Annotated in this window: 13 protein-coding genes; 5 read left to right on the top strand and 8 right to left on the bottom strand. The window is 38.8% G+C overall.

The window, feature by feature from the left end; all coding sequences use genetic code 11:
- Window positions 1-64 precede the first annotated feature (64 nt).
- Window positions 65-2,023: a polysaccharide biosynthesis protein gene (locus AAEZ22_RS08935; protein WP_352296987.1), complete on the top strand. Its 1,959-nt coding sequence runs from the start codon at window positions 65-67 to the stop codon at window positions 2,021-2,023.
- Between the two features lie 190 nt (window positions 2,024-2,213).
- Here the strand turns inward: AAEZ22_RS08935 and AAEZ22_RS08940 are convergent, their stop codons facing one another.
- The 6 genes from AAEZ22_RS08940 to AAEZ22_RS08965 all read right to left on the bottom strand — a co-directional run bounded on the left by AAEZ22_RS08940 (window position 2,214) and on the right by AAEZ22_RS08965 (window position 10,902).
- The gene (locus AAEZ22_RS08940) at window positions 2,214-3,368 is read right to left on the bottom strand and encodes an Arm DNA-binding domain-containing protein (protein WP_352296989.1); all 1,155 of its coding nucleotides are present in this window, start codon (window positions 3,366-3,368) and stop codon (window positions 2,214-2,216) included.
- Window positions 3,369-3,630: 262 nt separating this feature from the next.
- The gene (locus AAEZ22_RS08945; protein WP_352296992.1) at window positions 3,631-4,917 is read right to left on the bottom strand and encodes a hypothetical protein; all 1,287 of its coding nucleotides are present in this window, start codon (window positions 4,915-4,917) and stop codon (window positions 3,631-3,633) included.
- Between the two features lie 10 nt (window positions 4,918-4,927).
- Window positions 4,928-7,708: a site-specific integrase gene (locus tag AAEZ22_RS08950; protein ID WP_352296995.1), complete on the bottom strand. Its 2,781-nt coding sequence runs from the start codon at window positions 7,706-7,708 to the stop codon at window positions 4,928-4,930.
- A complete protein-coding gene (locus tag AAEZ22_RS08955) occupies window positions 7,701-9,209 on the bottom strand; it encodes a hypothetical protein (protein WP_352296998.1) in 1,509 nt (502 codons plus the stop codon). Before AAEZ22_RS08955 ends, AAEZ22_RS08950 begins: the two co-directional genes overlap by 8 nt.
- Window positions 9,210-9,291: 82 nt before the next feature.
- Window positions 9,292-9,765, bottom strand: a complete 474-nt coding sequence (locus tag AAEZ22_RS08960) for a hypothetical protein (RefSeq protein ID WP_352297001.1) — start codon at window positions 9,763-9,765, stop codon at window positions 9,292-9,294.
- A gap of 744 nt (window positions 9,766-10,509) precedes the next feature.
- The gene (locus AAEZ22_RS08965) at window positions 10,510-10,902 is read right to left on the bottom strand and encodes a hypothetical protein (protein WP_352297004.1); all 393 of its coding nucleotides are present in this window, start codon (window positions 10,900-10,902) and stop codon (window positions 10,510-10,512) included.
- Between the two features lie 434 nt (window positions 10,903-11,336).
- On the opposite strand from AAEZ22_RS08965, the gene AAEZ22_RS08970 reads away from it, so the two are divergent.
- The gene (locus AAEZ22_RS08970; protein WP_350668715.1) at window positions 11,337-11,783 is read left to right on the top strand and encodes an Xre family toxin-antitoxin system antitoxin; all 447 of its coding nucleotides are present in this window, start codon (window positions 11,337-11,339) and stop codon (window positions 11,781-11,783) included.
- Between the two features lie 345 nt (window positions 11,784-12,128).
- Here AAEZ22_RS08970 and AAEZ22_RS08975 read toward each other — a convergent pair whose 3' ends face one another.
- Window positions 12,129-13,070: a LysR family transcriptional regulator gene (locus tag AAEZ22_RS08975; protein WP_352297007.1), complete on the bottom strand. Its 942-nt coding sequence runs from the start codon at window positions 13,068-13,070 to the stop codon at window positions 12,129-12,131.
- A gap of 121 nt (window positions 13,071-13,191) precedes the next feature.
- On the opposite strand from AAEZ22_RS08975, the gene AAEZ22_RS08980 reads away from it, so the two are divergent.
- From AAEZ22_RS08980 to AAEZ22_RS08990, 3 genes are read left to right on the top strand one after another with little or no spacing between them, the layout of a single operon-like run.
- Window positions 13,192-15,891: a TonB-dependent receptor domain-containing protein gene (locus AAEZ22_RS08980; protein ID WP_352297010.1), complete on the top strand. Its 2,700-nt coding sequence runs from the start codon at window positions 13,192-13,194 to the stop codon at window positions 15,889-15,891.
- Between the two features lie 59 nt (window positions 15,892-15,950).
- A complete protein-coding gene (locus tag AAEZ22_RS08985) occupies window positions 15,951-16,799 on the top strand; it encodes an N-formylglutamate amidohydrolase (RefSeq protein ID WP_197182952.1) in 849 nt (282 codons plus the stop codon).
- 2 nt (window positions 16,800-16,801) lie between these two features.
- A complete protein-coding gene (locus tag AAEZ22_RS08990) occupies window positions 16,802-18,193 on the top strand; it encodes a YfcC family protein (RefSeq protein WP_197182951.1) in 1,392 nt (463 codons plus the stop codon).
- A gap of 121 nt (window positions 18,194-18,314) precedes the next feature.
- On the opposite strand, the gene AAEZ22_RS08995 is transcribed toward AAEZ22_RS08990, so the two are convergent.
- Window positions 18,315-18,731 carry a LexA family protein gene (locus AAEZ22_RS08995; protein WP_243532588.1) on the bottom strand — a complete coding sequence of 139 codons (417 nt, stop codon included), beginning with the start codon at window positions 18,729-18,731 and terminating at the stop codon, window positions 18,315-18,317.
- Window positions 18,732-19,610: the final 879 nt, after the last annotated feature.

Genomic DNA, 19,610 nt, shown 5'->3' on the forward strand with positions numbered 1-19,610 from the left:
TTATTGTTAACTTCAAACCTCATCATGGGTTATGCCCTTTAATTGAACCGCAAAGGAACGTGTTATGGATAGCTTTATCCGCTCAATTATTAATGCCCCGCGTGCTAAAAAGCGTGTTATTACTTTATGTATCGATTCACTTTTTATAGCAGCCGCCTTTTGGTTGGCGTTAATAGTAAGGCTTGATAGCTTAGAGCCATTAAGTGTTACTAGTAATTGGTTATTATTAATACTTTTAATACCCATTAGTTTATATGCGTTTATTAGCTTGGGCTTGTATCGCGCTGTTTTGCGGTATATGAACTCACAAGCAGTATGGGCCATTATACTCGGTACGCTTATCACTACGGTAAGCTTGGTGTTACTAGCATTTTTTGTTGGTATAGATATACCACGTACAATGCCATTTATTTTTGCTTGGCTATGTTTATTAACCGTAGGTGGTTCACGCATCATAGTGCGCGCACTGATAGGAAGAATGACCACCAGCAACAAAGATGCGGTCATTATTTATGGTGCGGGCTCGTCTGGGCGTCAATTAGCAACGGCTTTAAATGCAGGCCCTGAGTATTTTGTCAGTGCGTTTATTGATGACGACGTGACAAAACATGGCTCTATAGTACAAGGTATACCAGTACGTGCATTTAATGACATACACGAACTAATAAAAAAACGTAAAGCAACCAAAGTGCTGCTTGCTATGCCTAGTGAAACACGTGCAAGGCGCAAAGAAGTACTCGCACAACTTGAGCCATTAACTATTAAAGTGCTTTCGATCCCGGGCATGGCCGATATTGTTGAAGGTAAAGCAAAACTCTCTGAATTTAGAGATGTTGAAATTGAAGATTTACTAGGGCGCGACCCAGTAACTCCTAAAGATGATTTAATGACTGCCAATATAACTGATAAAGTAGTCATGGTTACTGGTGCTGGTGGCTCAATCGGTTCAGAACTGTGTAGACAAATAGTGAAACTCAAACCGACTAAGTTAGTGTTGTTTGAGCGCAGTGAAATCGCCCTTTATTCAATTGAAAAAGAATTGGGTGAATACATAACTAACAACACACTAAATATTCAACTCATCCCCATTATGGGCTCAGTACAACGTGTAAACCGCCTTGAAACGGTAATGAGAACTTTTGGTGTGCAAACCATCTACCACGCCGCTGCTTATAAGCATGTGCCATTAGTTGAGCACAATGTAGTAGAAGGTGTTCGTAATAATGTATTTGGTACCTACTACGCCGCAAAGGCCGCTGTTGAGGCTAACGTAGATACCTTTGTATTGATTTCTACTGATAAAGCCGTACGCCCGACAAATGTAATGGGCGCGACTAAACGTATGGCCGAGCTAGTGTTGCAAGGCTTAGCACAAGAGCAAGGAGCTAAACACCAAACACGTTTTTGTATGGTACGCTTCGGTAATGTGCTTGGCTCAAGTGGATCAGTAGTACCATTATTTCGCCGCCAAATAAAAGAAGGTGGCCCAATAACATTAACTCACCCCGATATTACTCGCTATTTTATGACCATCCCTGAAGCGGCACAGCTTGTAATACAAGCAGGCGCTATGGGCAAGGGCGGTGATGTATTCGTACTTGATATGGGCGACTCGGTAAAAATAAGTGATTTGGCAACCAAAATGGTTAGGCTATCGGGCCTCGAAATTAAAACCGACGATACCCCGCATGGTGATATAGAAATAAAGTGTACCGGCTTACGCCCAGGTGAAAAACTATATGAAGAGCTATTAATAGGCGATAACGTAGAGCAAACTCCCCATGAGCGTATAATGACCGCACATGAAGTAATGCTGCCACTCAGTGAGCTTAATGTATTTATTGATGCGCTTGATATTGCATGTCATAACTTTGAGCACGAAAAAATTCGTCAGCTATTACTCGATGCACCAACTGGCTTTAATCCCACTGATGGTATTTGTGATTTAGTGTGGAATGCCAGACTTGAAAATGAATCTGAAGGTGACACTGAAAGTATAAATAATGTGGTTAATTTGAATTGATAATTAACTTAAGGTTTCAAGCTGTAGATATACATTAAAAGTTAAAAAAAGCACCGAGTTCAATTTGAACTCGGTGCTTTTCTTTTATTGGTTTATTATTGTATGCAGCACGTTTTAAATGATTAAATATATTTGCTTAGCTTTTACTTTGTAGCCAAGAGTCTACTACGTTAATTGACGCTAGATAGCCTCACGCAATCCCGCGTTCAATCATCATTTCATTAAACGCAAAGCCATCTTGCCTTGAAGCATTGGCAACATAGGGGGCGTATACGTCAAACAATAAACGTGTGTCGCTGTGGCCCAGCATGTGCGAAATGTAAAGTGGATTTTCATGCGCTGCGATATGTAGTACAGCAGCGGTATGGCGTGTTTCGTAAGGGCGGCGGTGTGCAAGCCCTGCTTTATTCAGTGTGGGGTACCACAGTTGAGTGCTTACAAAGTGGGTATTAAGCGGTTTGCCTTTGTGAGTAAACACAAATTCACTGGTTGTTTGTTTTTGTAAGCGTTTGAATAGCGAAAAGAGTGTATTACACATCTTTAAGTCGCGGCGCGACTTAGGTGTTTTTACATCCCCGAGTTCACCATTTACCCAATTGTGACGAATACGAATGAGGCGGTGATTAAAATCCACATCCTCCCAGCGCAGGCCATGTATTTCACAACTTCGCATACCGGTCCAAAAACGCACCATAAAATAATCGCGCCATTGTGTAGGTGTACACTCTAAAAAGCGTTGTACTTCATCTGCGGTTAGTGGCAGTGAATTAGCACGTTCTTCTTTTAGAGTTTTATAGCGGCGTAATGGGTAAGTAAAGTCATGCTCTTCTGCGGCTAAACTTAGTATGGCAACAAACGGCCATAAAATACCGTTAATGCGTTTATTAGAAAGTTTACGGACCCTTTTGGTATCGCACACCATTAAGCTTTCGCGAAAATAGTCGACATTAGCTAACTTGATCTCATTAACTAATATATTGCCAAATTCAGGAATAAGGTAACGGTCGAGCGTATTACGTACCACGCTTTGATAGCTGCTTTTCCATTTTGCTTTTTGGCGATCGAACCATTCATTCGCGTAATCGTTAAAAAACGGATAAAGACGATCGGGATCTTTAGCCCGTTGCAAAGCTTCAAACTTAGCGACCTTTTTACTTTCAGGAAAATAATCACGGTACTGAAACGTATCTAAATCAATCTCAGCATTGATTTTTTTAAGCGTTGCATTGGCTTTTTTAATATTAACAGGGGTAGCCATGAGCTTTGTGCCTTCACGAAAGCGCTGCCCATAAATGTGTAAATCAAATTGAATACGCCCATTGGGGCGAATGCGAATGTGAGCCATAATGGCCTCCATCAGTTAATGGATCTATAAATAGATCTATCCCTCACCGATGGAATTCGTTAGAATTGGATCATCGGCTGGAGTGGTTAAAAGCGTTGCAGCCGGTACGGGGTAGGGAGGTTGCCGCCTCTTTACCCCAACTGCTTATTTTATCTTCAGTTACACCAATACCATACACTAAGTACGAAATCGCGCAACTGATTAGAATTTCACTATTAAAATATAGCAAGTGCTGTCTATTTGTCCAGTGTTTTATTGTTTTTTAATATTCATCACATTCCTCCATAACATCAGCAAATAAATCCTTTTGTACTTCTTGTTTTATGTTCTGTGTATTTGTATCGCCTTGGTTTTGATATAACTCCTCAAGTAAAGCTAACACGTGAGGTAGTTGGCTCTCGTCTTTTTCAATTGGAATGGTACGATGTGGCAATTTGTTCTCAAGTGAAAAGTACACGCCTAATTTACGTTCGCCGTTTTCGTATTTAAGAATGTCGAGTCGCGTACTCTTCGCTTGTGTCAAGTCGCCGATGTTGATGCCCAGTAACACTTTTGGTGAAAAACGATATAGCGACTCGCTATTTTTTGTTTTGCTACACGTTTCAGTTACAGTGATTGGGTGTACAAATTCATAAGGGGGTGTAATAAATGTAATAGCGGCTTTATTATTGCTTAAGTATAAGAGTGCATTATCCGCTTTTTTAATGGTTTTATACTCAGCTAAGCAGTGTCTAACTTCCGTTTTAAGCCCATAGAAATTTACTATAACATGTTTTTCGTTAGTAAATTTAAGAGGCTTCTTTGCGAAAAACTCTTCAACGCCGGCCAATGAATAAGTGAGTGTGATTTCAGGCGTTTTAAAAGTGAGTAACTCGCCCTGCTGGGCGACTTCGATTTCATCGCCATCTGTAGCCTTACATAAATTATCAAGCTTACGGGTAATCTCCTCTGTCAAAACCATAGAAATCGGTAATTTTAGGTTGTCAGGGAAATGCACTTCTTCAACATCGCCATCACGTTGTATTCGACAATGTTGTTTATCTACGTTTACTTCTAAAAATTCAAAAGGCATTGTTTCAGTTGACTCGAATATAACGCGCTCTATAGCGGCTTTAGAAGCGGTTGAAGTTGGGCGCTGTGAACTCTCTTTCAGGTAAGTTAAATGCGCTTCATATACATCAACACACTCACACCGACGCAGTGCGTTTTCGTTGCTTTTAGTGTCTTTATGGATTAATTCAATTGAGGTTGCACTTGAAGACAAGGTATTAACACTTAATTCAATGTCTTCATTTTCACTAAAATAGCATGGGAGTTGCTTTGCAAAGCTGCCGTCAATAGAAAACTGTGCGTCTTTTACATGTGTAGAGGACGTATCAAGTGTAAATACACAATGTGAACATAAAGGAGGTTTACCGGTTATTAATTTAATGGAACCTTCTTTTTTACTTATTAATATGGTTGCTAGGCTATCAGCATAGTGGGTATCAATATTCTCAGTTATGTTTTTGAGTAGTGCTTTTTTGTTACCAGAAATAATAATTTTCATGTTTTTTACCTTATTGAAATAATTGAATAAATTCTTGTGCAAATTTGATCACACTAGGTGAAAGTGTCGTTTTTGGTGTTAAATTAATAGTTAACATTGTTTCTCCTCTAGCATGTTTAGTAATTTGAATAGCTTCATTTTTTTGAGCGAACTGTGCTTTAAGCAGCTGTTTTTGTCGTTCGTTTTTGAGTTTTCGATTAACAGAAAGAGTAAATCGAAAACTCAACCAGCCCCAGTCGTTATGCCTAAACACGGTGGTAAATGCGTGTGCATTTTTGCTGTTGCAGGCAAGCGAAATTTGTAATGACTGCTCATCATCAGAAAGTACAACGGGAGGTAAGTTTTTCAGAGCTGTGCGCTGCTTTTTACTTATCGGTTTAATGTGATGCTTACACCCATTGCCCCAAATAAAACTGAGTGCATAAAAGTCAATCGCTTTACTATCGAGCATGGCTTTAAATATAAAACCGAGTAACGTGTGTTCACTGTTTTGAATTGACGTTTGCCAAGTTAAACTGTGGTCAACTGTTAAGGGCACATGTTTTGATTTAATAGCTTTCCCAAATACGGCTTCTCTAAGCTCACAATCGCGCAGCATGATTGGCTGGTTGCGTTTTTGCCCCAGACTTTTGTTGACGTACTCAGGGTTAAGCTTAAGTAATATGCGAGAAAGATCATTAGAGTCAGGTTTTAGTCCAAGTAAATAGCGCAGCTCGCTGTGTGTATATTCACGTCGTGTATACGGTGAATGATCACGGCTAATAATAGGCAGTAGCCAATCTATGTCATGCAAGTATGACCAGCGTGTAGTGCCATAATAAATATGACCAATTTGTTCACCCATTTCATCCAAAAAAGCAGCATCATTTACTTCGTCAACTTTTCGTCCTTCAAACCAATAATCAAAGCGAGTAGCCACTGACGTACTCGATAGCACCTCTTGTTCAAGAGGTGTTTCCCCACGTAAATTGTCGGGCGTATAGTTAACACAATGCAATATTTGCAGCATAAATATATGTACGCCACTGTGGCGAAGGTGGTGAAAATTTAGATGTGTACCAAATAAAAATCGTAAAGCACGTGACACAGGTAATAAATAATAAAGTTGTCGTGAATGATACTTCTCACCTTCAAAGCCTAACAAAGGCTGCTCGCGCGGTATGTTCTTTCTTATTTCAAATAGATATTTTAATAACATGTGATATTGCTTAGGAAGTGTAGTGTATACCTTGCGCGTTGTGCCGCTTTTAGTATTACCTTCAGGGGTATTAGTAACGGTTATCGTTATAAGGCCAGTACTTGGCTTAAATCGAATATCTTTACGGCGTAACCTTAGGACTTCACCACGGCGCAGCATAGCGTAAAACCCTAATAACGCTGCAATCGCACCAAATAAACTACGAAAAGAGTTGTTAGTTTTGCTAGATAAAAGCACGTCAAGTAGACGGTCAAATTCGTCAACAGTTAATCGACCAGGACTCACCGATGGCGCTACCAGCGGCGAGCTAAAGCTTGATAAATCGAGTGTGTCTGTTTGTTCTTGGTAGCTTAAAAAGCGTAAAAAGTTATAAAAGGTGCCTTTTACTATATCGGAGCTTATCGAGTCATAGACAGTTTGGCCCCACCCATTAATAGCCTCTTCGCTAATAGCATCTGCGTAACACAGAGGGTAGGGCTCAAGTTTACTTTTAAGTGAGGTGTAGTTTTTAACAGATCCTAGTGCAAGGGTCGCTTTTTTTACTCCCCCATACACAAGCAGCTGTTTTGTGTAATCAAATAACAAGCGCGGTAGAATATTACTGGCATCCCAGGGCGGTGTTTCAACTGAGCTGATATCTTTTGGGTGTTTGAGTAAGGCTTCATGAGGCCAACACACTTTTTTTTGTAATTTAGTTAATGAATCAAACCACTTGGTATTCCAATCGATAGCATAAATCTCAGCCTCTTTTATTTTTGGTAGTGAAATGGGCTTTGACAAGCCAACATGCCGCTCGGGGTTAGCCAAATCTTTAATAAAGATAGGCGGTAGTTGAAAGTGAAGATACCAATGGATTTGAAATCGTTTCGGCCATATTTGTTTTGTATTGCAAGCAGGTATCCCATTTTTATCCAACCAACTTGATAAGTCTGCATACAAACTCTTTGTGCTTGTTCTCGAAGGTGATTGCGCATAATAATCCTCTAAGAAACGATAGCTTTCGATTGTTAAATAATAATGAGTTACTCTTAATTCATCTGCTCCATACCCCGTGTGAGTGATAGCAAGACGTGGATTATCTTCTTTATCTATAATCGAATTAGGATTATTTAAAATAGCGCTAATATGCTCAAGCGATATGGGGGCGACCTCAAATCCTATTATTAATGCCATAAAGCACGGTGCTAATGGCCCCCTTATATCAAAAAAATACGTTTTTTGTTGTTGGTAGCATACAAAGATTTTATGTGCATGCGCTGCACCTTTTGCAAGCTCTTCAAAGTATTGATGATTGGTGTCATTGATTGTGTTTTTTACACGTTCTGGTAATTGCCAATAACACGCTTCTTCCAAATAAAAAAGGATCCCCTCAAGTGCATGTCGATATGCGCGTTGCTTCCCAGTTGGAATAGCATTGAGCTGCTGAGTGATAACCCTTAGATCGGTATCATCGACAATATGTGTTTTCTTTTCTATTATTTGCCAATGATCTAATACCCAAAAGATGTCATTTTCTGTGGTCTTTAATGGCCAAGACTGGGCCAAATAATCAGAGATTTGTTTTGCATGCTGATGTTTGATTTTTTTAGACATATTTTAAAACCTCAAGCCCTAAACGCTTTGGTAGTGTATTTAGAAAGTGTTTCATTGCATCTAATCGAGCTGGAAACAACGTATCGCTTCCGAGGCGCTCTCCTAAGTTTTCATGCCCCATTAAACGGTCGATATCGTTATCAAATAGCTTGTCTGAAAACATATGGCTATTAGCGCAGTAACTAAAAAAGTGTCGTAATTGATAAGGCACTACACCAGGCCACAGTTGATGCATGAATAAACGTAGCTCGCGACTTGTGAGAGCTGTCGGTACATTGTTTTGATTACACGTATACCAAAGCTCATCTAATTTAGTGTGTATGTTGAGCTGTGTACGAATAACAGATTGTAAGGATAAGTAGTGTTCAATCTCTTGTTTCAAATAATCACAAAGTATCAGTTGCCTAAGAACACCCTTATCTTTAATAAATACAACATCAGAGCCTGAGTAATAAATTGATAAAATACTGATGCTATGTGTAGGCCTTGCGCCGGTAAGAACAATAAACAGTAATGCAATCCGATAGGTTGCTTTATTATAGTAATCTCGCAGCGCCGATTGATTTGTTAACTTAGTTTTTGAACCAAGGCCTTTACCCAAGACATTTTTTTTAGCATTTACAACTAACGTGTGTAATTTTTGGAAAAAGTGACTGACGTGGTTATCTTCAAGTGATCGCGCACTGCCTATTAAAATAGCGGGAATGCGCTTTTTATCGCTACTGTTTTGTGTGGTATCGAGTTCAAACTGACTTATCTCACCATATTTCGATAAATAGTTGGCCTCTTTTATTGACGCTTGAATAAGGTTTACAGAGTACTCTTTCAGAAAGAGCTCAAAATATACATGGAGTTCAGCTTTTCTTGCTGCGTCAATAAGACGTGATAAGTAGCCGTTCTGCGCCTTAAATATCTTTGTGCGAATACGATCAGTATTTAACTGTTGGTAATATATCGCGCTAGAATGATGTGCTTTATCATTAGTTATTAGCTGCGATCGAACAATTGCACCTAGTGTGTTATCCGCCTGAGCACAATTCATAAAATAATGCAGAAACACATCTTTGTTAACACGAGGATTATCTTTTACTTTAAGCGGTGTTTTCCATGCTTTCTTCATTAGCTTGAATAAGTGTTTCTTGTCTTTGAGGTTTAAAAAAGGCGTGCCGTAAGTTTGATCGCTAATAAAGCTTTGAAAAAATTCATTTAAATAAATCGGTATAGGTTGCCATAAATACACAATACGGTTTTTGTATTTATAGGGTTTCGCATATTCAGCCCAAGAGACTGAACCATCATAAAAAGTTCGAAAAGCGTATTTTTTACAAGGTGTCGCGCCAGATATTTTAATAAAATTAGGAATATCATTTGCAGAATTAATCTTCCTCCAGCCTAGTGTTAACCACATAAATAGTGCGACAACTGTTATTGCAGGACGTGTTTTACCGTCTACCTTTGCTAGTTTATCTAACAAAATAGCAAGCGTTGTAGCATGTGCCATTGCATCTGGATAGCAGCCACCCGCATTGTTTAAACGATTACTTCTCGCTATGTGTGTATACATACTCATATCGACTTTCCCATTACCGAAAAGTAGACGGTGAGGTATTAGCTAAGTTTGCCAATATTGTTTTTTTAGGGGCGTGTATACCGTGCGCTTTAAAGCAAGCATGTCGCTGTTGAATATTAGCGCCCAAGCCGTTTTTTAAATAAAGTGTTAGCGCACAGTTATATAGCAAAGTAACCCTTAATACGTGATCAACAGCATCTGCTGGGTAAATATATACCTTTAAAAAAAGCTTTTTACTTAAAGGGTGGGCTTTAAAGCGCTCTAGTACTCCGCTCGATGCAAGTGTCAGGTAGCAATCATCATTAGTATCAGGGGTCACTGGGAGTGGTCTTAAATCTAATAACGTTTGTATTACCTCAATGGGTAACTCACTAATGCACTGGTTTACTTTTAAATCCGCGATATCATCTTTAATCAGCTCTCCTAATAGTGGGTGAGTTTGTAATTTTGCCTTAGCAAGCGGAATAGCTTTTTGTTTGTGTTTCATTATTTTCCCGTAAATTTAATCTAAACTGGCAACCTGTTTTAGGTTGCTTCTTTGTTATGCTTAAATATTGTTTTTTGTTTTCTTACTGGTTTATTTGTATTACTCATTAATATATGGAAGAAGCTCTTAAAAAAAGGAGAAAGTGATTATTTCGACAAATAGTTCACAAGCATGCTCAAATAGCTCCCCCTTTTTTTACATTATTCAAAGTTAAAGAAACCTTTTCTGTACTTCATAAATTTACCTTTTCAATTTTTATTGATTAACGTGTTCACGCTTAAATCATGATAAAACTATTCTCTTTCCGCTGTGGCGATTAACTCCTGCTTTGTAGACCTACTTATTTGAAGTGCTGAATATAAACATCTAAAAACGTTCAAAATGAGCAAATAGCTAAAATGTGAATAAGATAAATCGTAAAGGGATTTTTTGAATAGGTCTAAAATTAGAGCACCCCTTTTTGTACTCTCTAAATTTCGCATTTAAAAAAATCGCTTTTCTATTGAGTAATTTAATTACATTTCAATTGGTTAGTTTTTTATTGTTTTTTAATAAAAAACTGTTTTTTTGATTTTTTAAGAGTTAACGACACCGTTTCACTTTTCTAAAAGCAGATTAGGTCTTTTTTATATGTAAACTCGGATAAATAAATCTATAAATGAGCCTTCTCAGTTATTAGTTAATGCAATAACCGAGAAGGCATTCACGGATCAATATGTCTACAATTTAAAAAACACGTCAGCTTTAGAAAACATCGCCATCATAGAAAGGCTGGCCATGGTAAATAGTGTTATCACCTGCGTAGATAGCACTTTGATCACTCATTGCTTTCACAGTATTAAAATTCAAATGGCAACTCTCTATTATTGGCCAACCCAGTTCATGGCTAACAATCATGAGCTGAACATCACTTTTCTCTTGAAGTTCAGTACGAATAACACCAAAAAAGTGCTTCATGTTAATACTGTCCGCGCAAGCCAATATGTGAACACTCTCAGATGCGAAAGCTGCTTTAAGGTATTCAATAAGTGGGGGATGGCTACTAACAATGTTTATCATAAAATGCGATGCATCACTGTTAGTGAGGCAATGCTCTATGGCTGTTTTTACACCTACTTTTTCTAATTCGATATTCATTTTAAAACTCGCTATTTGCTTAATTGAATATTCAAAATATCAAAGACAGATATCCTTTCAGAAAAAGTACTAGTTAGTTAAGCTGTTGTTTTAAAATTATTTTGTTTTTTATGAGTGAAAAAAGCTTTTTAAGGGATAAGGTAACAAAGTAAAAAAGCCCTGCAGCAAAAGACCGGATCACATTGACTATTGCTTTATACGAAGCAGTCTTAGCTAGGTGCTTGGACACAGGGGAGGGCTCTCGCGGGCATAAAAAAACGGTGGTTTTGTAGTTTAATAGGCTGGTTTAATATTACAACTGAAGAGCAAGGTAGTTCTATTAATGATAATTTTTCTAAAGTACGTCTGAACCAGAGCCAAGCAGGCCGACATTGTAGCGTTACACAGCTGTCACTATAATCAATGATAGCTCTATAAATTGAGGTAAGTTACAGATGAGAACAACTAACCAGAATAGGGAGCAAAACCCAGACTTTATCGCTGTTGTTACATGTGGGAAATTAACTGTTCGCTCAGACCCGCTTGCGGAAATTGAAATAGCGCAAACCGGTCTTACAACAGCGGGTCTTCGTGCATTTGCTAATTTAATAGGCTGGAATATGAGTGATATTGCAAAAGCAACAGGGACAACCGAGCGGACGTTAATTCGCAATAAAGAAAAGCCATTAAATAAACAGATCAGTGAACATGCATTAGAGATAGCTAGACTATCTGGGGTCGGGGTGGCTTATTTTGGTGATGTTAAACGCTGGAGCCAGTGGCTAGATACGCCTCATATGCAGTTGGATAGCCACCGTCCGCGCGCGATGATAAATACAATTCGCGGCCGTGAATTGATACACCGCATCATTACCGGACTGCAATATGGGTTTACTGCGTAATGGGTGGAACTGGTGGTTAGTGACCTCAGGCTAACCGGTTATACCTACTACTTTTAATTATATACAGCTAGAAGTAGTAAGCATGAGGGTGTAAGTATCTTTGTGTAGTTTATGTAGGCTAATGTCCGTATTCACACCTACACTAAGTAGAGCCGTTACATTGAACGCCCTTAGCGCTCAATAAGAGCAAATAAAGTTTGGAGCCAATCGGCTAAGATAATTGTAGTGAAGCCGGCCAAGTTAATTGACGCTAGATAGTGTGTTTAAAATGCTCACGTGCCTAAGAAGCCCTTATTTTATAAGCATATTGCCAAATGTTTAGTCGATCGACAACAGCATCTTTGCTTACTTTTTACTTAACCCACAGCTATCCATGAACTGACTAAAATGCACTTTACAGTGATCATAAAATGTCTGAGTCAGCCTATTCATGGGGGCTGATGTAGAAGTAATAAAACCATAAACAATTTCTATTTCAGGCTTAAAAGGGATAAGTTTTAAGTCATCATTTTGAAACTGTTGAGCTATCAGCTTGTTTACAATCGAAATACCCACCCCATGTTTAGCCAATGTACAAGCCGTGGGTACAGTATGTGTTTCCACTCTTACTTTTAAGCGAACATTGCTTTGTAAAAATGCATGCTCAATTCTCCTACGCGAATGTCGTCCTTGTCCAAGTAATACTAGGCTTTCATCTCGTAAATCTTCAGGCTGAAGTTCTCGAGCACTAGCAAAAGGATGGCTACTTGATACCGCGCACACCAGATTACTACTAATTATAGGTTCACAAAGTAAATTATCATGATTTTCAGGAAGCTGTATAAAACCACAATCGAATGCTTTATTTGCAACTAACTCACAAGCCCTAGCAGGACTGTGACTATCTAAGTTAATTTTTACATTTGGGTGATCTTTTAAAAATGATGCAACGGCTTCGGCCAAAGGTCCCGCAACAAAACTGCTAGGAGCAACAATATTGAGATGGCCTACATGCGATTGATGGATATTTTTTGCTAGTTGTTCCACTCGGTACACACTTGCTAACGACGTTTCTACTTGCTTATGTAAGGCAACTGCTTCATCAGTAGGAAATAAACGTGCTTTCTCTCGATAAAATAAAGAAAAACCAACTTTACTTTCAAGCTGTGCAATAAGTCGACTAATACCTGGTTGAGTTAACCCTAATAATTTGGCAGCCCCTGTTGCAGAGCCTGTTTTTATTACTGCGTCAAACGCTTCCAAGCTGTTCAAAGTAATTTTTTGTTGGTTCTGTTGCATATCATTCATAACGAACTGTTATAGCCTAATGATTAAAAGGTATAATATTGCATACACTTTAGTAAATAGTAAAGTCTAGGTTAATAAAATGATAACCTAAACTTTTGGAGCTCAACCTATGGAACGTTTAATGTTTAAGCAATCCGTAATATCACTCGCCATTGCTACAGCATGCCTAACTGCGAGTCATACTGTATCAGCTGAAGACGTAACGGCAGAAAAAAGTGTCGAAAGAATCGCAGTAACTGGTTCGCGTATTAAGCGCCAATCTGCGACAGCAAGTCCAATACAAAATATTGATTTAGAGGCATTAAATGCTAATGGTTCGCTCTCATTAGGTGATGCATTGCAAGAACTTCCTTCAGTTGGCTCCAGCTTAAATGGTAATGGCTCAGCAGGCTCGAGTCATGGTTCATCTAGTTTGAATTTACGTAATTTGGGTGCTAACCGCTCCTTAGTGCTTGTTAACGGTCATCGCTGGGTGAATGGTGCGGGTTCACGCGGCTTTCGTGACTTCGTTGATATGAATACGATTCCTCAAGCCATTATTAAACGCGTAGAAGTACTTCAAGATGGTGCTACAGCAATTTATGGTGCAGACGCTATTGCCGGTGTAGTGAACCTGTATACCTATGATGACTATGAAGGGCTTGAAGTAAAAACTACCTATGGTGAAACAACTAAAAGCGATAGAGAAACGTTCAATATTGATATTTTATCTGGTGTCAATATTAACGATGCCAACTTAATGTTCGCTGCAAGCCATGTTGATCAAAAGCCTATTTATACACAAGATAGAAATATAACCGCAGTTCCATTAAATGGATTAACGTCAGCGACACCAGAAGGGCTTTTTTTCGAAGATAATTTAGCGACCGTAAACGGCCTTACTCCTTCCTCAGGAGGGATAACACGCAATCCTGGCAAGGATGGTAATAATATTGATAACTGGCGTAAAGTGAATAGCGATGACACCTATAATCGTTATTACAATAACTATGTAACAGGTCCTAGCGAGCGTTCTTCATTATATACACAATTGGTTATGCCAATAGGCTCAGTAAACTTTAAAGCTGAAGCGCTTTATAATTCACGTGAATCAGATCAACAGTTTTCACCCGCACTATCTCCGATCCGAGGAAGTCGCGGTTTTGTTATTGCTGATGACGCAAGGGTAAATCCTTTTGGGGTTGAGTTCTCTGGTAGCGACTTCAAACATAACGCTTTCTTTATGAATAATGGCTATCGAGTCAACGAGCAAAAAGTTGAAACAACACGATTTGCTATTGGATTAGACGGTGAACTGTCTAATGACTGGTCATGGGATAGCTTTGCATCATGGGCAAGCAATAAAGGCGAATTTACCTCTAATAACCAAATGAATTTAGATAAGCTAGCATTAGGCTTACGTGCATGCGATACGACAGGCATTGATGCCGATGTGACAGACTTAGTTTCAGGTTGTGTGCCAGTAAATATTTTTGCTCCACTGACCGACGACATGGTTAACTATATAAACTTTACTGGCCATGATAAAAATGAAGCTAGCCAACTAGACTTTACCGCAAATATTACCGGCTCTTTATATGAACTACCCGCAGGCTATATTGGTGCAGCTTTTGGTATTGAATACCGTAAAGAAAAGGGCGAAGACACACCCGACAGTATCATCAACTCAGATCCACGTATTAACACTTATAGAACAACCACATCTTCACCTCGTGAAGGGACTACCGGTGAATACGACTTAAAAGAAGCTTATGCAGAGTTTAGCATTCCTCTTCTTGATGATAAGCCTCTCGCTGAATATTTAGAGCTGAGTTTAGCGGTACGTTACTCAGATTACAGTACGTTTGGTTCGACTACCAATAGCAAAGTTGGCTTACTTTATACACCCTTTGAGCAACTTACTTTACGAGCAAACTGGGCTGAAGGCTTCAGAGCGCCTTCAATTTTAGAACTTTTTGAAGGTGAACGCTTAACTTATAAAGCAGTTAATGATCCTTGCTCTACTGATAATAATTTAGCAGGTTGCAGCGGTGTGCCAACCGATTATTCGCAGCCATTTAGCAACGTACAAGTAACAACAGGCGGTAACCGTCAGTTAGTACCTGAAACTTCAAAGAACAAAACCGTAGGCTTGATTTACGAATCTAACCTTATTGAAAACCTAAGCTTTACTTTAGATTGGTATGAGATCGAAATAAATAACACTATAAGTGAGTTTGGTGCGCAAAATAACCTTGATTTATGTGCTTATCAAAACAAAAATTGCGACACCATTACGCGAGATAGTAGCGGTGAAATCATAGATATTTTAGATGGCCCGGTTAATCTTAATGCGACACGTGTTTCAGGCATTGATTTTGTCTCATATTACACGTTGCAAACAGACTTTGGTGACTGGTCGTTCAATGCAAATGTATCAAAATTAAACACTTTAACTGAATACAAGACCCTGTCTGATGGCTCAATAGAGCAGAAAGATTTAGTAGGCACTGCAGTATCACGTGAATCTTACCCTGAATGGCGCGGTACTTTCTCAAGTACGTGGAAATATAATGGATGGACAGCTAATTATAACCTTCGTCATATCGACTCTACGACTGAGCAATTTCTAGGAGAGCCTCGCGGTATAGGCTCTGTGACCTATCACAATATCTCTGGTGGTTATCAGTTTGCAAACAACCTTGGTGTTAAATTAGGGGTTAATAACCTTGGCGATAAGCAGCCACCTGCTTCGTTAACTAATTTAAATATTAACTTTGATCAAAATACCTATAATCCAGTTGGCCGTTATATGTATTTGCAACTCACTTACTCACTTTAATGAAAGTCGTTAAGCCTGCTTTTGGGCAGGCTATGTTTATATAACTAGGAGATAAATTTATGAAGTCGGCTTTCAGTTTGTTAACCCCAATTGAGTCAGAAGAAATACCCTTGGTGTTCGATTCACCACACAGCGGGATTCATTGCCCCGATGATTTTAATGCACAAGTACCCTTAGAGTTTATAAAGTCGGGGTGGGATGCCTTTATAGACGATATTTGGCAACCCATTACTGGAAAGGGAGGTTACTTATTGCATGCAAATTTCTCACGTATGTATATAGATCCAAATCGTGCACCAGATGATATTGATCCCGCATTATTAGATGAGTCATGGGATCGATGTAAACCAACTAAATACAGCGACCGTGGCATGGGGTTAATTCGTCGTTACGCCTTACCCGGAAAAGCCATGTATGATAGAAAGTTAACGCGAGAAGAAGTAACCCATCGTATTGATCATTACTATTCGCCATACCATACCCAACTGCAGACTTTATTAGATGATTTATACACTCGACACCAAGGTGTATGGCATGTTGATTGTCACTCTATGAAGTCAGTAGGGAATGGCATGAACATCGATGCAGGTATAGCACGTCCTGATATAATTTTGGGTGATAAAGATGGCCAATCAGCAGATCCTGAATTTGTAAATGTGATTGCCCAAGCATTCACTCATAAAGGCTATAAAGTGGTAAAAAATACACCCTATAAAGGCGGGTATTTGGTGAGTAATTACGGTAATGTTGCTGCAAATCGCCACTCTGTACAAATAGAAGTAAATCGTGCTTTATATATGAATGAGAAAAAATTCGAAAAAAATGAAAATTATGAGCAATTTAAGCGTGATACTTCCTTTGTGGCTCAACAATTAGCTGCTTATGTGTCTGCTCAAGTAGGTAAATAATAATGAGCGAAAAAAATTATAGTAATGAAAAGAAGGGCTTGAACCCTATTATCATACTGTTAGGTATCTTGTTTTTAGCTACGCTACTTACTTATATTGTTGACTCTGGAGTATATGAAAGAGACGGCAATATGGTAGTTGCCAACAGTTATAATATTATTGATAAAGATAAGTCGTTATCAAACCTATTCAATTATCAAGATGCGGATTTAGTAAAAGCCGAACCGGTGAGTATTATTGGTACATTTATGGCGATCCCTTCAGGCCTTGAACAAGGCTCAGGGTTAATATTTATGGTACTTATCATTGGTGGTATGTTTGGTATTCTTACAAAGGCGGGTACGATAGATGCAGGGCTTGAAAGGTTACTGAGCTTAGTACAGGGTAATATTTATGTGCTCGTTATTCTGCTCATGATCGTATTCTCCGCAGGCAGTACGTTTTTAGGTTTAGCATCTGAATATTTACTTATAATCCCACTCATGGTTGGCATGGCCAACCGATTAGGGTTACCTAATATTATAGGCTTCGCTATTGTATGTGTTGCAGTAAAGGCAGGGTATTTGTCATCGGTAACAAACCCATTACCTTTAACTATTGCTCAACCTCTACTCGGGCTACAGATTTTCAGTGGAGCAAGTGTACGGTTTTTCTTTTATCTAGCATTTTTAGCTGTCGGCATTGGCTTTGTACTTTTTATGATTAAGCGCCAAGGTTTTAAAAATGAGCAAGTACATTTTCATAGCGAAAAACTATCAACACGCCATGTCATCATATTGCTTACTCTTACTAGTGGTATTGCTTTATTAGTTTATGCATCAACACAATGGCATTGGAAACACCATGCACTAAGCGCCTATTATATCGCACTTAGTATGGTGCTTGCTGCTATTTCAGGTCTCAGTGCAAACCAAGCCGCGCAAGCGTTTGTTGACGGAATGAAAAAAGTGTTACTTGCTAGCATACTCATTGGCGTAGCAACTGCAGTTGCTGTGGTGCTAAAGCAAGGCATGGTTTTAGATTCAATTGTACATTTTTTAATGTCATTTATAGGTGAAGGTAATGCTTACTTCGCTGCGACAGGCATGTTTGTATCACAATTAATGCTAGATTTTCTAATTCCTTCAACGTCGGGGCAAGCAGCCGTAAGCATGCCTATTTTAGGGCCAATCGGTAATTTAGCAGGCGTATCTGAGCAAACAACGATAGTCGCATTTTTGTTTGGTAATGGTATAACCAATATTCTTACCCCTACCTCAGGCACTTTATTAGCCTACCTAGCCACCGCACGAGTTGGATGGGGCGAATGGGCTAAATTTATTTTTCCACTTTGGTTAATTTATATCGTGCTTGCTATTGTATTATTGCAAGTGTCGGTGTTCATCAACTTTTAAAACAACACGCGCTAAACATTCAACTATTTTTGATAATGGTTGAATGTTTAGCTTAATGAACGTGTGATTTATTAGTCGGTAAGCTGTTTAAATCCATGTTGTAATAGCCTAAAAATCAAATCTACGAGGGCAAACATCGACTTAACTCAGCTCTATTTTTGTGAAGACGAATACTCGATGTAACCACTCCCTCTAATTTAAAGTCATCATCTTCAGAAATATAAACAGACTTATAATTTTTGGAAGCAGAAATAAGTAAGCGATTAGCTTTGTCTATTATTTTGCAAACAAAGGTGCCGTTATAACTGGCCACAATCACATCACCGGTACTCACATTTTCAGCTCTGTCGACAATGAGTAAATCGCCATCAAATATTCCCACATCCTGCATCGACTGCCCTGATGCAAGCCCAATAAAGGTTGCATTTGGGTGTTTAATAACAAGCTCATCTAGTGAAATACCAAGCTCTGTATACTCAGCAGCAGGGGACTCAAAGCCAGTAATACCCGCTTCAATATAAATAGGAATAACAAACATACGCACCTCAATACTGTTTATTTATACAGTATAAAGCAAGCCATTTAACATACCAAGAAGTTTTAAATGTGCAGCTAACTAAGTGAAAATTGAAAATGCACCGTAATGGTTTGGCATTGATACTGCGTTATCGCCTATTTATGGGGAGTAACCATAGTTTATAGGGATTACCCACACCAGATAGACGCTGCCGCTGCTTTGCCTAAACACCAAATAGTCTGCTGTAAATTTAACCTTGGAAGGTCAGCGGTCTCAACTTGGAAAAAGTAATAAGTCTGAGGCTTAGTCGATGGGTGTTCAGAACTCTGTGTCACCGTCATTCCAACTAATGTGTTTTAACGGCTTCAACAGCTATTAATGATGATTACCGCTCAACTTTGTTAGAGTCTGATATTAAAATACGCTAACTATATAGAGGTGACATATGAGAAAAAATATTGTTGCTTTATTGTTAATTTTTCAGTTTAATAATACAATAAATACTGAGCAATGCAGGGAAAGCTTAAATGCGACAGTCACGCCGATTAAATAGGCTTATCAAAGCTTATGTCATAAAAAGCCCCCATAGCATAAACAAAACCAATTCTGAACTACCGAATAGCTAGCGGCTAGGCTCAGCAAGCGGTTATGCGTCTCAAGTAGTGTGTCGTATAAACTCTAAAATGTTATGCACTAAGATTGAGCACGTATTTCAATCACAAAACTAAGGAAAATAATTATGCCTTATATATCAGGGACGATAGGAGTTCCGATAGCATTAAGAAACCTACTGGTTTCAGCCACCTTTCTTATCGGGTTAAGCGCAGGGCGAGATCGCGAACGTTTTTTAAACAATAAACGATCAGTTTGACGATCTGATCTAGTTGTGATCATATACTC

Origin of the sequence: Pseudoalteromonas sp. 20-MNA-CIBAN-0454, assembly GCF_040308685.1 — a bacterium.
Lineage (GTDB): Bacteria > Pseudomonadota > Gammaproteobacteria > Enterobacterales > Alteromonadaceae > Pseudoalteromonas > Pseudoalteromonas nigrifaciens.